This is a genomic window from Pseudomonas sp. 2FE (assembly GCF_005503735.1).
In the GTDB taxonomy this organism is placed as follows: domain Bacteria; phylum Pseudomonadota; class Gammaproteobacteria; order Pseudomonadales; family Pseudomonadaceae; genus Aquipseudomonas.
The window spans coordinates 291,183-304,592 of record NZ_SCMO01000002.1 but is presented as its reverse complement, the minus strand read 5'-3'; the positions used below and the strand labels follow the sequence as shown (position 1 = coordinate 304,592).

At 65.5% G+C, this 13,410-nt stretch carries 13 protein-coding genes; 4 read left to right on the top strand and 9 right to left on the bottom strand.

Annotated features, from left to right (window positions below; all coding sequences use genetic code 11):
- The first annotated feature begins 10 nt into the window (after positions 1-10).
- Together FFS12_RS06475 and FFS12_RS06470 are read left to right on the top strand one after the other, a co-directional pair.
- Positions 11-775, top strand: coding sequence for an ABC transporter ATP-binding protein (locus tag FFS12_RS06475; RefSeq protein WP_137886081.1), 765 nt, complete (start codon positions 11-13; stop codon positions 773-775).
- Positions 776-833: 58 nt separating this feature from the next.
- Positions 834-2,153: an OprD family porin gene (locus FFS12_RS06470; protein ID WP_137886080.1), complete on the top strand. Its 1,320-nt coding sequence runs from the start codon at positions 834-836 to the stop codon at positions 2,151-2,153.
- A gap of 49 nt (positions 2,154-2,202) precedes the next feature.
- Here the strand turns inward: FFS12_RS06470 and FFS12_RS06465 are convergent, their stop codons facing one another.
- The 7 genes from FFS12_RS06465 to zur all read right to left on the bottom strand — a co-directional run bounded on the left by FFS12_RS06465 (position 2,203) and on the right by zur (position 7,991).
- Positions 2,203-2,997 (bottom strand): MetQ/NlpA family ABC transporter substrate-binding protein, encoded by a 795-nt coding sequence (locus tag FFS12_RS06465; RefSeq protein ID WP_137886079.1) that lies wholly within the window; start codon positions 2,995-2,997, stop codon positions 2,203-2,205.
- Between the two features lie 61 nt (positions 2,998-3,058).
- A complete protein-coding gene (locus tag FFS12_RS06460) occupies positions 3,059-3,733 on the bottom strand; it encodes a methionine ABC transporter permease (protein ID WP_137817619.1) in 675 nt (224 codons plus the stop codon).
- Positions 3,733-4,740 carry a methionine ABC transporter ATP-binding protein gene (locus tag FFS12_RS06455; protein WP_137886078.1) on the bottom strand — a complete coding sequence of 336 codons (1,008 nt, stop codon included), beginning with the start codon at positions 4,738-4,740 and terminating at the stop codon, positions 3,733-3,735. Before FFS12_RS06455 ends, FFS12_RS06460 begins: the two co-directional genes overlap by 1 nt.
- A 217-nt stretch (positions 4,741-4,957) precedes the next feature.
- Entirely contained in the window at positions 4,958-5,815 is an 858-nt protein-coding gene (locus FFS12_RS06450) for a PA5502 family lipoprotein (protein ID WP_137886077.1), read from the bottom strand.
- Positions 5,816-5,918: 103 nt separating this feature from the next.
- Positions 5,919-6,707: a zinc ABC transporter permease subunit ZnuB gene (znuB, locus tag FFS12_RS06445; protein WP_137886076.1), complete on the bottom strand. Its 789-nt coding sequence runs from the start codon at positions 6,705-6,707 to the stop codon at positions 5,919-5,921.
- Complete coding sequence (gene znuC, locus FFS12_RS06440) at positions 6,700-7,509, bottom strand: zinc ABC transporter ATP-binding protein ZnuC (RefSeq protein WP_137886075.1); 810 nt, start codon at positions 7,507-7,509, stop codon at positions 6,700-6,702. Before znuC ends, znuB begins: the two co-directional genes overlap by 8 nt.
- Positions 7,506-7,991 (bottom strand): zinc uptake transcriptional repressor Zur, encoded by a 486-nt coding sequence (gene zur, locus FFS12_RS06435; protein ID WP_137886074.1) that lies wholly within the window; start codon positions 7,989-7,991, stop codon positions 7,506-7,508. Before zur ends, znuC begins: the two co-directional genes overlap by 4 nt.
- Positions 7,992-8,054: 63 nt before the next feature.
- Here zur and FFS12_RS06430 point away from each other — a divergent pair, with 63 nt between their 5' ends.
- Positions 8,055-8,972, top strand: a complete 918-nt coding sequence (locus FFS12_RS06430) for a zinc ABC transporter substrate-binding protein (protein ID WP_256657288.1) — start codon at positions 8,055-8,057, stop codon at positions 8,970-8,972.
- Positions 8,973-9,103: 131 nt separating this feature from the next.
- Here FFS12_RS06430 and FFS12_RS06425 read toward each other — a convergent pair whose 3' ends face one another.
- The gene (locus tag FFS12_RS06425; RefSeq protein WP_137886072.1) at positions 9,104-10,054 is read right to left on the bottom strand and encodes a homoserine kinase; all 951 of its coding nucleotides are present in this window, start codon (positions 10,052-10,054) and stop codon (positions 9,104-9,106) included.
- Between the two features lie 31 nt (positions 10,055-10,085).
- The gene (locus FFS12_RS06420; protein ID WP_137886071.1) at positions 10,086-10,370 is read right to left on the bottom strand and encodes a DUF2782 domain-containing protein; all 285 of its coding nucleotides are present in this window, start codon (positions 10,368-10,370) and stop codon (positions 10,086-10,088) included.
- A gap of 74 nt (positions 10,371-10,444) precedes the next feature.
- Between FFS12_RS06420 and polA the strand changes: the two genes are divergently transcribed.
- On the top strand, positions 10,445-13,297 hold the full coding sequence (gene polA, locus FFS12_RS06415) for a DNA polymerase I (protein ID WP_137886070.1): 2,853 nt from the start codon (positions 10,445-10,447) through the stop codon (positions 13,295-13,297).
- Positions 13,298-13,410: the final 113 nt, after the last annotated feature.

Genomic DNA, 13,410 nt, shown 5'->3' with positions numbered 1-13,410 from the left:
AGGAACAAGCATGAAAACCCTAGTCGTCGACAACATCCGCAAGCAATACGGCAGCAAGGAAGTGCTCAAGGGCGTGTCGCTGAGCGCCGAAAAGGGCGATGTGATCAGCATCATCGGCTCCTCCGGCTCGGGCAAGAGCACCTTCCTGCGCTGCATCAACTTCCTGGAAAAACCCAACGCCGGCGCCATTCGCCTGGGCGCGGAAGAGATCCGCCTGGGCACTAACCGCCACGGCGAGTTGCAGGTGCTCGACCAGAAGCAGCTGCAACGGGTGCGTACCAAGCTGGCCATGGTGTTCCAGCACTTCAACCTGTGGTCGCACCTGACGGTGCTGGAGAACGTCATCGAGGCGCCTCTCCACGTGCTCGGCCTGAGCCGCGCCGCGGCCATCGCCCGCGCCGAGAAGTACCTGCACAAGGTCGGCCTGGACGACTTTGCCCAGGTCTATCCGGCGCACCTGTCCGGCGGTCAGCAGCAGCGGGTGGCGATCGCCCGGGCGCTGGCCATGGAGCCGGAGGTGCTGCTGTTTGACGAGCCGACCTCGGCCCTCGACCCGGAGCTGGTCGGTGAGGTGCTCAAGGTCATGCAGGGCCTGGCCGGCGAGGGCCGCACCATGATCGTGGTGACCCATGAAATGGCCTTCGCCCGCGAGGTCTCGACCCAGGTGATCTTCCTGCACAACGGCCAGATCGAAGAGCAGGGCCACCCCAGCGCAGTCTTTACCCAGACCAAGAGCGAACGGCTGCGCCAGTTCCTCAGCGGCGCGCTGAAGTAGCCCGGCCGCAGGCCACCGATCCGATCGCATAACAACAACAAGTGAAAGGAGCAAGTCCATGCATGTCATGAAGTACAGCGCCCTGGCGTTGGCCATCCTCGCCGGCAGCCCGCTGGCACAGGCCAGCGAACAGTCCGAAGGCCAGGGTCTGATCGACGACAGTCACCTCAATCTGCTCAACCGCAACCTCTACTACAACGACGACAACCGCGCCTCCGGGGCCGAGCAGAGCAAGGCCGAGGAGTGGGCGCAGGGCGTGCTGGCCACCTTCGAGTCGGGCTTCAGCCAGGGCAGGGTCGGTTTCGGCGTGGATGCCCACGGCATGTTCGGCATCAAGCTCGACAGTGGCCGCGGCCGCGCCGGCAGCGGCCTGCTGCCGGAGGACGGCGGCCACTGCAACGCCGAGGGACTGTGCGGTTCCCAGGACAGCTACGGCGAGGCCGGTGGTGCGCTGAAGGCGCGCCTGTCCGACACCACCCTGAAAGTCGGCGAGATGTTCGTCCACACCCCAGTGTATGACACCGGCGACACCCGCCTGCTGCCGGAAACCAGCACCGGCATCCTGCTGACCAGCAAGGAGATCGCGGATCTGGAGCTGACCGCCGGCCACTTCACCGCGGCCAACCGGCAGAACTCGACCAACAGCGACGATGTCTTCTTCGGCTACGGTGAGAATGTCGCGTCCGACGGCGCCATGGACTTCCTCGGCGCAACCTACAGCTTCTCCGATGCCACCAGCGCCAGCCTGTTCGCCAGCGAACTGGAGGACTACTGGCGGCAGTACTACGTCAATCTGAGCCATGGCATCGAGCTGGCCGATGAGCGGAGCCTGGCGCTCAATTTCAACCTGTACCGCACCAATGACTACGGTCAGGCCAAGGCCGGCGACATCGGCAACACCTTCTGGTCGCTGGCCGGCACCTACACCCTGGGCGCGCATGGCTTCACCCTGGCCTACCAGCAGGTGGATGGCGACACGCCGTTCGACTACGTGACCAACTGGGGCATCTACGTGGCCAACAGCTACTACTCGGACTTCAACGGCCCCAACGAGAAGTCCTGGAAGCTGCAGTACGACCTGGATATGGGCGGGCTGGTGACTCCGGGGCTGTCGGCCTTCGCCGTCTACCTCAAGGGCTTCGACATCGATGGCCGCCAGATCGACGCCGACAGCGCCTACTTCGCCGACTGGGGCGGTATGGACGACGAGAAGCACCACGAGCTGGATCTCGGGCTGAAGTACGTGGTGCCGCAGGGGCCGGCCAAGGATCTCAGCTTCTACCTGGTGCAGCAGGTCAACCGGGGCACCAGTGGTCAGTTCGACGGTGACCAGGACCGGCTGCGCCTGTACGTCGAGTATCCGTTGGAGATCTTCTGAGCCAGCGCGCAAAGACGACAAAGCCCGCGCTTGAGCGGGCTTTCGGCAGTCAGAACGCCGGTACTATCGCACCCTGGTACTTCTCCAGGATGAATTGCTTCACCTCTGGGCTGTTCAGCGCCTTGGCCAGTTTCTGCAGGGCGGCGGAATCTTTGTTGTCCGGGCGTGCGACCAGGATATTGACGTAGGGCGAGTCGCTGCCCTCGATGGCCAGGGCGTCCTTGGTCGGATTCAGTTTGGCTTCCAGCGCGTAGTTGGTATTGATCAACGCCAGGTCGACTTGGCCGAGCACGCGCGGCAGGGTCGCGGCCTCCAGCTCGCGCACCTTGATGGCTTTCGGGTTCTCGACGATGTCCTTGGGCGTGGCGGTGATGCTGGTGTTGTCCTGCAGCTTGATCACGCCGACTTTGTCCAGCAGCAGCAACGCCCGGCCGCCGTTGGTGGCGTCGTTGGGGATCACTACGCTGGCGCCCTGCGGCAGTTCGCTCAGGCTCTTGAACTTGCTCGAGTAGGCGCCGAAGGGTTCGACGTGGACACCGGCGACGCTGACCAGCTGGGTGCCTTTGCTCTTGTTGAACTCATCCAGGTACGGCTGGTGCTGGAAGAAGTTGGCGTCCAGGCGCTTCTCGGCCACTTGCACGTTCGGCTGCACGTAGTCGGTGAAGACCTTGACCCTCAGTTCGACGCCCTGCTGGGCCAGGGCCGGCTTGATGAACTCGAGGATTTCCGCGTGCGGCACCGGGGTGGCGGCGACGGTCAGGGTTTCGCCGGCCTGGGCGGCCAAAGCCGCGGCAGCATTGGAGAGCGCCGCCACGGCGGCGAAGGCAGCTAGCAATTTTTTCATCGTGTGCTCCTTGTGGGATGTCAGTCGGGGCGGCGGATAGCCGCTGATGTAGCCGAGGTTGTTATTTCCTGGAGAAGTGCACCACCAGCTTGTCGCCGAGGCTTTGCAGAATCTGCACCAGCACCAGCAGCAGTACGACGGTGACCACCATCACGTCGGTCTGGAAGCGCTGATAACCGAAGCGGATCGCCAGGTCGCCGAGGCCGCCGGCGCCGACCACGCCGGCCATCGCCGTGTAGGACACCAGCGTGATGGCGGTGACGGTAATGGCGGCGAAAATGCCTGGGCGGGCTTCCGGCAGCAAGGCATTCAGGATGATTTGCTGGGTGCTGGCGCCCATCGCCTGGGTCGCCTCGATGATCCCGCGATCGACCTCGCGCAGCGCGGTTTCCACCAGCCGCGCGAAGAAGGGTGTGGCGCCGACCACCAGTGGCGGAATGGCGCCGGCCACGCCCAGCGAGGTGCCGGTCAGCAGCACAGTGAAGGGGATCATCACGATCAGCAGGATGATGAACGGCAGCGAGCGCAGCACGTTGACCACCAGCGAGAGCAGCGCATACAGCGCCTTCTGCTCGAACATCTGCCGCGGCCCGGTGAGGAACAACAGCACGCCCAGTGGCAGCCCCAGCAGGATGGTGAACAGCAGCGAGCCGCCGAGCATCAACAGGGTGTCGAGGCTCGCCAGCCAGATCTCATACCAGTCGACGTGGGTGAAGAAGGCCAAAAGAGCATCCATCAGCGCAGTACCTCCACATGCACGTCGGCAGCCTGGAAGCGCGCCAGGGCCTGCTCGAAACTGCCACCGGTCAGGGCCAGTGTCAGTTGACCGTAAGGGGTTTGCTTGATGCGGTCGATGCGCCCGGCGAGGATGCTGTAATCCACCCCGGTCTCCCGCGCCACGGTGCCGAGCAGCGGCGCATAGGTCGCTTCACCCTGGAAGGTCAGGCGCAAGATGCGCCCCGGGACATGGGCGAAATCGTCGCGCTGCTCGCTCTCATCGATCTGTTCGTCTTCCAGCACGAAGCGCTTGGTGGTCGGCTGTTGCGGATGCAGGAACACTTCAGACACCGGGCCTTGCTCGACTATCACCCCGGCGTCCATCACCGCCACGCGATCGCAGACCCGGCGGATCACGTCCATCTCGTGGGTGATCAGCACTATGGTCAGGTTCAGCTCGCGGTTGATCTGCGCCAGCAGCTCCAGCACCGAGGCCGTGGTTTGTGGGTCGAGGGCGCTGGTGGCCTCGTCGCACAGCAGGATCTTCGGCTGGGTCGCCAGCGCGCGGGCGATGCCGACGCGCTGTTTCTGCCCGCCGGACAGTTGCGCCGGGTACTTCTTCGCGTGCTCGCCGAGGCCGACCCGTTCGAGCAGCTCGGCAACCCGTTGCTCGATGTCGCGGCGCGACAGCTCGCCGGCCAGCTTCAAAGGCAGGGCGACGTTGTCGGCGACGCTTTTCGAGGCGAGCAGATTGAAGTGCTGGAAGATCATCCCGACCTGTTGGCGGAAGCGCCGCAGGCCCTTGGCGTCCAGCGCGGTGACGTCTTCACCGTCGATCTGGATGCGTCCGCCGGACGGCTCTTCGAGGCGGTTGATCAGGCGCAGCAGGGTACTCTTGCCGGCGCCGGAGTGGCCGATGATGCCGAACACTTCACCGCGGGCGATGCTCAGGTCGGTGGGCTGCAGGGCCGGAATGTCGCGCCCACTGACGCGGTACGCCTTGTGGACGTGGTGGAAGTCGATCACGGGTTAAACCTTTTGGGTTTTTCGGTCTGCCGGGTAGGCATGAGGGGGCGCTAGTCTAGCCGGCACTTAATAGGCCGCAAAAATCTTTATAGGCCTATGGCTATAGCGAAAGCGTATTAGGGCCGACGCAAGAGCGATCCATGACCGCGAGACCAAGCCAACAAGCCAATATGAGCTCTCGGGTCGGTCGCGGCCATGGGCCGCTCCCACGCCTTCGTCAACCCTTGCGCTGCGGGCTGAGCAGCAGGCGCGGCACTTGCCCCGGCTTGATTAGCTGCGACAGGCGCGGGCTGAAGTTCGGGTCGATTTTCTTGATTCGCGCCGAGAGCAAGGCGGCCACCCAAGGGAAATCCTTGGCCTGGCGGACTTCGATGCGCACCGTGCAGTTAAACGCCACGACATCGGCGGCGACCGCATCGAGCAGGCTGCGCAGGCGTTCGTTGTCCTGGGTGTCCAGCATCGGCAGGGGGATCGCGCTGCTGCTGGCCGCCGGGTCGATCAAGCGGGCCAGCGGTTTGCTCGGCGGCACGGCGGGCGTTGTCGTCGGCGCGGTGCTGGGCGGTTGGCTGGCGGCGGCTTGGCGCTCGGCGGCCAGGCGCTGTTGCCGGGCCTGTTCGGTACGCGCGGCCGCGTCACTGGCGGCGGCTTGCACCGCGCGGCTGCGGGCCTGCTCGGCGGCGCTCAGCTCGGCGGTACGCGCCTGGGCGATGGCGCTATCCAGGCCGGTGGTCAGTGCCGGGGCTTGCGGCATAAAACCGCGGGCATGGCTCAGGGCCTTGGCGGCGCTATCCAGATCGCCTTGTTGCAGCGCGTTCTGGCCTTGCTGCAGATAGGCCTCGGCCAGCTGGCGCTGGTACTGTTCCAGGCGGGTATCGCCGACGGCGCGCTGTTGCAACGCGCCGAGTTGGCTTTCGGCCTCGCTCAGTTGGCCGCTGGCCAGGCTCTGGTCCAACTGGCGGAACGCCGTGATCAGCTCATCGGTCGGCACCACAGTGTTGTTCGACGGGCTCTGGCATGCGGCTAACAGCAGGGAAATCGCCACAATGGGCAGACAACGGGAGGCGAACGGCTTCATTCCTGCAACTCTCAGATGGCGCAAAACACGCGAGTCTACACCCCGTGAGGGGCTGGAACCAAACCTCGGCTGGCGTGCGCCTTGGCGCCGTGCTCCGTCGCCGCTACGCGGTACGGCGCGGCAGAGCGAAGCTCAACAGGAACAGCGCCGCCGCCGCGACCACGATCGACGGCCCGGCCGGCGTGTCCTTGAACCAGGACAGCGCCAAGCCTGCGCAGACGGCCAGCAAGCCCAGCAGGCTGGCGCCGCAGGCCATCTGTTCCGGCGTGCGGGCATGGCGTTGGGCGGCGGCGGCCGGAATGATCAGCAGTGAGGTAATCAGCAGCACGCCGACAATCTTCATCGCCACGGCAATCACCACCGCGATCAACAGCATCAACGCCAGGCGCAGGCTGGCGATGGGCAGGCCCTCGACCTTGGCCAGTTCCTCATGCACGGTGACCGCCAGCAGCGGCCGCCACAGGGCGGTCAACGTCAGCAGCACCAGCGCGCTGCCGCCGAGAATCCAGGCCAGATCGCCGGGACTGACGGCGAGCAGGTCGCCGAACAGGTAGCCCATCAGGTCGATCCGCACGTCGCGCATAAAGCTCAGTACCACCAGGCCCAGTGACAAGGTGGTCGGCGCGAGAATCCCCAGCAGGGTGTCGGAGGCCAGCGGTTGGCGCTGTTGCAGGGTGACCAGCAGCACCGCAAGCAGCACACAGCCGACCGTCACTGCCAGGGTCGGGCTGACGTCGAGCAGCAGGCCGAGGGCCACGCCGAGCAGCGCGGCATGCGCGAGGGTGTCGCCGAAATAGGCCATGCGCCGCCAGACCACGAAGGAGCCCAGCGGCCCGGCGACCAGCGCCAGGGCCAAACCGGCGAGCAGGGCGTTGAGGAGAAAATCAGGCATGGTTGCAGCCATCTCCATGAACATGGGGCTGCACCTGGCCCTGGATGCTCAGGCCGGCGGGCGTCGGCTCATTGACCACGGCGCCGTGCAGGTCATGGGCGTGGTCGTGGCGGTGGTGGTAGATCGCCAAATCCTGGGCGTCCTGACCAAACAGTTCGACGAAGGCCGGGTCGCCACTGACCTGTTCCGGATGGCCGGAGCAGCAGACATGCCGGTTCAGACAGACCACCTGATCGGTGGTGCTCATCACCAGATGCAGGTCGTGGGAGACCATCAGCACGCCGCAGCCGTGGCGGTCGCGCAGGCGGGTGATCAGCCGATACAGATCGGCCTGGCCGGCCACATCGACGCCTTGTACCGGTTCGTCGAGCACCAGCAGCTGCGGTTCGCGCAGCAGCGCGCGGGCTAGTAGCACGCGCTGCAGTTCGCCGCCGGAGATGCCTTGCAGCGGGCTGTCGATCACCTGTTCGGCGCCGACTTCGGCCAATGCGGCCAGTGCGCGCGGACGATCGACGCCCGGCACCAGGCGCAGAAAGCGCAGCACCGAGAGCGGCAGGGTGGCGTCCACATGGAGCTTCTGCGGCATATAGCCGATGCGCAGTTTCGGCTTGCGCCAGACGCTGCCGACCTCGGTTTTCAGCAGGCCGAGCACGGCGCGCACCAGGGTGGTCTTACCGGCGCCGTTGGGGCCGATCAGGGTGACGATTTCCCCCGGGTGCACGCTGAGCTGCACATCCTTCAGCACGCTCTGCCCGGCGAAGCTGACGCCAACGCCCTGAAGGCGGATCAGTGCATTGCTCATTCGGCTTTCCGGCAGCCGGCGCACAGGCCGACGACTTCGACCGTCTGGCCTTCCACCGCAAAGCCAACGGCGTTGGCGCTGGCGACAATCGCTGCGCTGATCGCCAACTGTTCCAGCTCGATCGCCGCGTGGCAGCTGCGACAGATCAGGAACTGGCCTTGATGGGCGTGTTCCGGGTGGTTGCAGCCGACGAAGGCGTTGAGCGAGGCGATGCGATGCACCAGACCGTTTTCCAGCAGGAAATCCAGCGCCCGATAGACAGTCGGCGGCGCGGCACGCCGGCCATCTTCTTCGGTCAGCACGCCGAGAATGTCGTAGGCGCCCAGCGGCTTGTGGCTCTGCCAGACCAGCTCCAGCACCCGCCGACGCAGGGTGGTCAGGCGCAGACCCAGGCGGGCGCAGATGGCGTCGGCTTCTGCCAGGGCGTTATGCACGCAATGGGAGTGATCGTGGGGGCGGGAAGCCAGGGGGGTCAGGATCATGGGCGGCGACGGCTGGTGAAAGAGACGTTATTCTATAACTCTTTCGCTGCGGAGTGTGCTCCCGTGTCGCGTTTGCTCGCCCTGCTGTTTTTTGTCCTCTGCGCGGCTTCGGCCCAGGCGCAGGTGCGCCTGCTGACCAGCATCAAGCCCCTGCAACTGATTGCAGCGGCGGTGCAGGAGGGGGTCGGCACGCCAGAGGTGTTGCTGCCACCGGGCGCCTCACCGCACCACTATGCCTTGCGCCCGTCGGATGTGCGGCGAGTGCGCGAGGTCGAGCTGCTGTATTGGATCGGCCCGGATATGGAAGGCTTCCTGCCCCGCGTGCTGCAGGGCCGCAGCCTGCCCAGCGTGGCCGTGCAAGGCTTGCCGGGTTTGAGCCTGCGGCATTTTGGCGAGGATTCGGCGGCGCATGCGGAGGCTGCGGATGCTGCGGATGAGCACGATCATGAACACCGCCCAGGCACGCTGGACGCGCATCTGTGGCTGCTGCCGGCCAATGCGCGGGTGATCGCCGCGCGGATGGCCGCCGACCTGGCGGCCGCCGACCCGGCCAATGCCGCGCGCTATCAGGCCAACCTCGAGGCGTTCGGCGAGCGCCTGACGGCCTTGGATCAGCGCTTGCAAGCGCGTCTGGCCGGCATCGCCGGCAAGCCCTACTTCGTGTTCCACGAAGCCTACGATTATTTCGAGGCCGCCTATGGCCTGCAGCACGCTGGGGTGTTCAGCGTGGCCAGCGAGGTGCAGCCGGGGGCGCAGCATGTCGCGGCGATGCGCGCGCGTTTGCAGCAGGTGGGTGCGACCTGCGTGTTCAGCGAGCCGCCGCTGCGCCCGCGGCTGGCGCAAACCCTTAGCGCCGGTTTGCCGGTGCGCCTGGCTGAGTTGGATGCCATGGGTGCTGCGTTGCCGGTGGAGGCCACGGGCTATGAGGCATTGCTGGAAAACCTGGCCAGTGGCCTGGCCGGTTGCCTGGAAGACTTGTAGGTGGCGTGAGTGCCGGCCCATCGGGCAGGCAAGTGGCGGCGCCTGGCGGCACTTGTAGCCAGCGTAGGGCGGCCTCGCCGCGCAGCGGCAGCCCGCCGCATTTGGCGCACTGCCCTGCGGGCGAGTGCGCCCTACAGCGCGAACGGCAGCGGCAAGCTGACCTGCTGGCGCTGCGCCAGGCGCCGCTGGAACTCCGCCGGATCATGGATCAGCACCGCCTGGCCGGCGAAGGATTCGGCGGCGATCAGCCGGGACAGCCAGAAGCGCACGCAGGCAATGCGCAGCAGGGCCGGCCAGAGTTCCGCTTCGGCTGGCGTGAAGGGCCGCAGCGCGGCATAGGCGCCGAGCAGGGCGCGGGCACGCGGGGCATCGAGACTGCCGTCGGCCGTCGAACACCAGTCATTCAGGGCAATGGCCAGGTCGTAGAGCATCGGCCCCGAACAGGCGTTATAGAAGTCGATCAGCCCGGCCAGGTGGGTGCCGTCGAACAGCACGTTGTCGCGAAACACGTCGGCATGCAGGTTGGCCCGCGGCAGTGCTTGGATCTGGGTCTTGAGTGCGCTGATCTCGGCCAGCGCGTCACGCAGCAGCGGCAGCTCCTGTTCCGGCAGTTGCAGCGCCAGGCTTGGGCCTTCGCTGAGCATCCAGTCCAGGCCGCGATCGCTTTTGCGCTCCAGCACCCGCGCGTGGGTGGCCAGATGCATACGTGCCAGCAGGTTGCCGACTTCGCTGCAGTGGTGGGCATTCGGTTGGCTGACATGCTTGCCGGGCAGGCGCGGCTGGAGCAGCGCCGGCTTCTCCGCCAGGCTGCGCAACGCCTCGCCAGCGGTGGTGCGCAGGGCATAGGGCACCGGCAGGCCGGCGGCGTGCAGCACGTCGAGCAGTTCGATAAAGAACGGCAGATCCTGGATCGGGCCGCGCTCCACCAGGGTCAAGACGAACTCGCCCTGCTCCAGGCTGATAAAGAAGTTGCTGTTCTCGCTACCGGCGCTGATGCCTTGAAAGTCGCGCAGGCGGCCGAGCCCGTAGGGCGCGAGAAAAGCTTCCAGCTCGGTACGTTCGAGGGGCGTGAATACGGACATGGTCAGACCTAACGGCTAAATGGGCTGGCGCTTACCAGCTGAAAATTTCCCAGGAGGGAATCAGCATGTCGGGGTAATCCGAGCGGATGAAATTGCCGTCGCTGCCGTCGGCCCGCACCAGAAAATACGGTTTGCCGCCTTTCGGGATGACCTTGATGGCGTACAGAAAGCCATTGACCCGGTATTCCTGGATGGTCTTGTCGCCGTCTTGGCGAATGGTCACATCCGGTTCGGCGGACACTGGCTCCTCGGCGAAGGCAGCGACCGGGCTGAGCGCTAGCAAACTGGCCAGCAACAGGCGGTTGAGTGTGCGCATGGTAACCTTGTCCCTTTGTCGTCAATGGTTCGGTCATTCTAGCGCCGGCCCCGTCGAAAAGGTTGATTCTGCGCATGTCACAAGCTCCCTTAGTCCTGGTGGACGGTTCGTCTTATCTGTATCGCGCTTTCCACGCCTTGCCGCCGCTGACCACGTCCAAGGGCCTGCCTACGGGCGCGGTCAAGGGCGTGTTGAGCATGCTCAAGAGCCTGCGCAAGCAGTACCCGGACAGCCCCTTCGCGGTGGTGTTCGACGCCAAGGGCGGGACCTTCCGTGACGAGCTGTATGCCGAGTACAAGGCCAATCGCCCGTCGATGCCGGATGAGTTGCGGGTGCAGGTCGAGCCGCTGCATGCCAGCGTGCGTGCCCTCGGGTTTCCATTGCTCTGCGTCGAGGGGGTAGAGGCCGATGATGTGATCGGCACCCTGGCCCGGCAAAGCGCCGCCGCCGGCCGTGACGTGGTGATCTCCACCGGCGACAAGGACATGGCGCAGCTGGTCTGCCCGCACGTTACCCTGGTCAACACCATGACCGGTAGCCGCTACGACATGGATGGCGTGAAAGAGAAATTCGGCGTCGGTCCCGAGCTGATCATCGACTACCTGGCGCTGATGGGCGACAAGGTCGACAACATTCCGGGGGTGCCCGGGGTCGGTGAAAAGACCGCGTTAGGGCTGCTGGTGGGGGTCGGCGGTGGTCTGGACGTGCTCTACGCCAACCTCGACAAAGTCCCGGGGCTGCCGATTCGCGGCGCCAAGACGCTGCCGGCCAAACTCGCCGAACACCGCGAGATGGCCTACCTGTCCTATCAACTGGCGACGATCAAGCTCGATGTGCCGCTGGATGTGCAGATCGACGACTTGCACCCTGGCGCCGCGGATAGTGCCGCCCTGGCCGAGCTGTATGCCGAACTGGAATTCAAGAGCTGGCAGGAGGAGGTGCAGCGCGAGGCCAAGGCGGCCGGCGCCGAGTCGATCCGCGCCGGAGGCCTGTTCGATCAGGCGGCGCCGGCTGCACTGAGCAGTCCGGCCAGTGTGGAACAGCCCGCTGCCGGCGAAGCAGCGGATAGCCCGCAGAGCCCCGCGCCAGCCGAAACTCAGTACGAAACCCTGCTCGAGCCCGCGCGTTTCGAGGCCTGGCTGGACAAGCTGAAACAGGCCGAGCTGTTCGCCTTCGACACCGAGACCACCGGCCTCGACGCGCAACAGGCGCAACTGGTCGGCGTCTCCTTCGCGGTCACTGCCCATGAAGCCGCCTATGTGCCCCTGACCCACTCCTATATGGGCGTGCCGGCGCAGCTCGATCGCGACACGGTGCTCAAGGCGCTCAAGCCGCTGCTGGAAGACCCGCGCAAAGCCAAGGTCGGGCAGCACGCCAAGTACGACATCAACGTGCTGGCCAATTGCGCCATCGGCGGCGACCCGCAGAACGGCATCAATGTGCAAGGCGTGGCCTTCGATAGCATGCTCGAATCCTATGTGCTGGACTCGACCGCCACCCGCCACAACATGGACAGCCTGGCGCTGAAATACCTCGGCCATAGCACCATCCATTTCGAAGCGATTGCCGGCAAGGGCGCCAAGCAGCTGCGCTTCGACCAGATCGCTCTGGAGCAGGCCGGTCCCTACGCCGCCGAAGATGCCGACGTGACCCTGCGGCTGCATCAGACCTTGTGGCAGAAGCTTACGGCCGTGCCGAGCCTGGCCAAGGTGCTGACCGAGATCGAAATGCCGCTGGTGCCGGTGCTGGCGCGGATCGAGCGGCAGGGCGCGCTGGTCGACGCCAAGCTGCTCGGCATCCAGAGCCATGAACTGGGCGAGAAGCTGGTGCAATTGGAGCGCGAAGCCTTCGCCATCGCCGGTGAGGAGTTCAACCTCAGCTCGCCCAAACAGCTCGGCGTGATCCTCTACGAGAAGCTCGGTCTGCCGGTGTTGAGCAAGACCGCCAAAGGCCAGGCTTCGACCGCCGAGGCGGTGCTCGCCGACTTGGCCGAGCAGGATTACCCGCTGCCCAAGGTGCTGATGCAGTACCGCTCGCTGAGCAAGCTGAAGAGCACCTACACCGACCGCCTGCCGGAGCAGATCAACCCGCGGACCGGGCGTATCCACACCTCCTACCATCAGGCGGTGACGGCGACCGGGCGGCTGTCCTCCAGTGACCCGAACCTGCAGAACATCCCGATCCGCACCGCCGAAGGCCGGCGCATTCGCCAGGCCTTCATCGCTCCGGCCGGCTACAAGCTGCTGGCGGCCGACTATTCGCAGATCGAGCTGCGGATCATGGCCCACCTGGCCCAGGACGCAGGGCTGCTGCACGCCTTCCGCAATAACCTCGATGTCCACCGCGCGACGGCGGCGGAAGTCTTCGGCGTCGAGCTGGAGCAGGTCACCACCGACCAGCGCCGCAGCGCCAAGGCGATCAACTTCGGGCTGATCTACGGCATGAGCGCTTTCGGGCTGGCCAAGCAGATCGGCGTCGACCGTAAGCAGTCGCAGGCCTATATCGACCGTTACTTCGCGCGTTATCCGGGGGTGTTGGCCTATATGGAGCGCACCCGCGAGCAGGCGGGCGAGCAGGGCTATGTCGAGACCCTGTTCGGGCGCCGCCTGTATCTACCGGAGATTCACTCGAAGAACGCCGGCCTGCGCAAGGGCGCCGAGCGCACGGCGATCAACGCGCCGATGCAGGGCACCGCCGCGGACATCATCAAGCGCGCGATGGTCGCGGTGGACAATTGGCTCGGCGAATCCGGGCTGGATGCCAAAGTCATACTGCAGGTGCACGATGAATTGGTGCTGGAGGTGCGTGAGGATCTGCTCGAGCCGGTGCGTGAGCAGATCCGCCAGTGCATGAGCGGCGCCGCCGAACTGGCGGTGCCGCTGTTGGTCGATGTCGGGGTCGGCGCGAATTGGGATGAGGCGCACTAATCGGCAGAATCGGGCTGCGGCATATGGTCGCAGCGCTGTCGGCGTTTTAAAACTTTAGGGGCTTAGCTGAAGCCTGCTTATTGCGAAGAGGTTTTAAAAAGCCTCTGAACTTT

What these genes read in the sequence shown, in the direction of transcription:
- FFS12_RS06475 (WP_137886081.1), top strand. Translation starts at nt 11, where the DNA reads ATGAAAACCCTAGTCGTCGACAACATCCGCAAGCAATACGGCAGCAAG.
- FFS12_RS06470 (WP_137886080.1), top strand. Translation starts at nt 834, where the DNA reads ATGCATGTCATGAAGTACAGCGCCCTGGCGTTGGCCATCCTCGCCGGC.
- FFS12_RS06465 (WP_137886079.1), bottom strand. Translation starts at nt 2,997, where the DNA reads ATGAAAAAATTGCTAGCTGCCTTCGCCGCCGTGGCGGCGCTCTCCAAT.
- FFS12_RS06460 (WP_137817619.1), bottom strand. Translation starts at nt 3,733, where the DNA reads ATGGATGCTCTTTTGGCCTTCTTCACCCACGTCGACTGGTATGAGATC.
- FFS12_RS06450 (WP_137886077.1), bottom strand. Translation starts at nt 5,815, where the DNA reads ATGAAGCCGTTCGCCTCCCGTTGTCTGCCCATTGTGGCGATTTCCCTG.
- znuB (WP_137886076.1), bottom strand. Translation starts at nt 6,707, where the DNA reads ATGCCTGATTTTCTCCTCAACGCCCTGCTCGCCGGTTTGGCCCTGGCG.
- znuC (WP_137886075.1), bottom strand. Translation starts at nt 7,509, where the DNA reads ATGAGCAATGCACTGATCCGCCTTCAGGGCGTTGGCGTCAGCTTCGCC.
- zur (WP_137886074.1), bottom strand. Translation starts at nt 7,991, where the DNA reads ATGATCCTGACCCCCCTGGCTTCCCGCCCCCACGATCACTCCCATTGC.
- FFS12_RS06425 (WP_137886072.1), bottom strand. Translation starts at nt 10,054, where the DNA reads ATGTCCGTATTCACGCCCCTCGAACGTACCGAGCTGGAAGCTTTTCTC.
- FFS12_RS06420 (WP_137886071.1), bottom strand. Translation starts at nt 10,370, where the DNA reads ATGCGCACACTCAACCGCCTGTTGCTGGCCAGTTTGCTAGCGCTCAGC.
- polA (WP_137886070.1), top strand. Translation starts at nt 10,445, where the DNA reads ATGTCACAAGCTCCCTTAGTCCTGGTGGACGGTTCGTCTTATCTGTAT.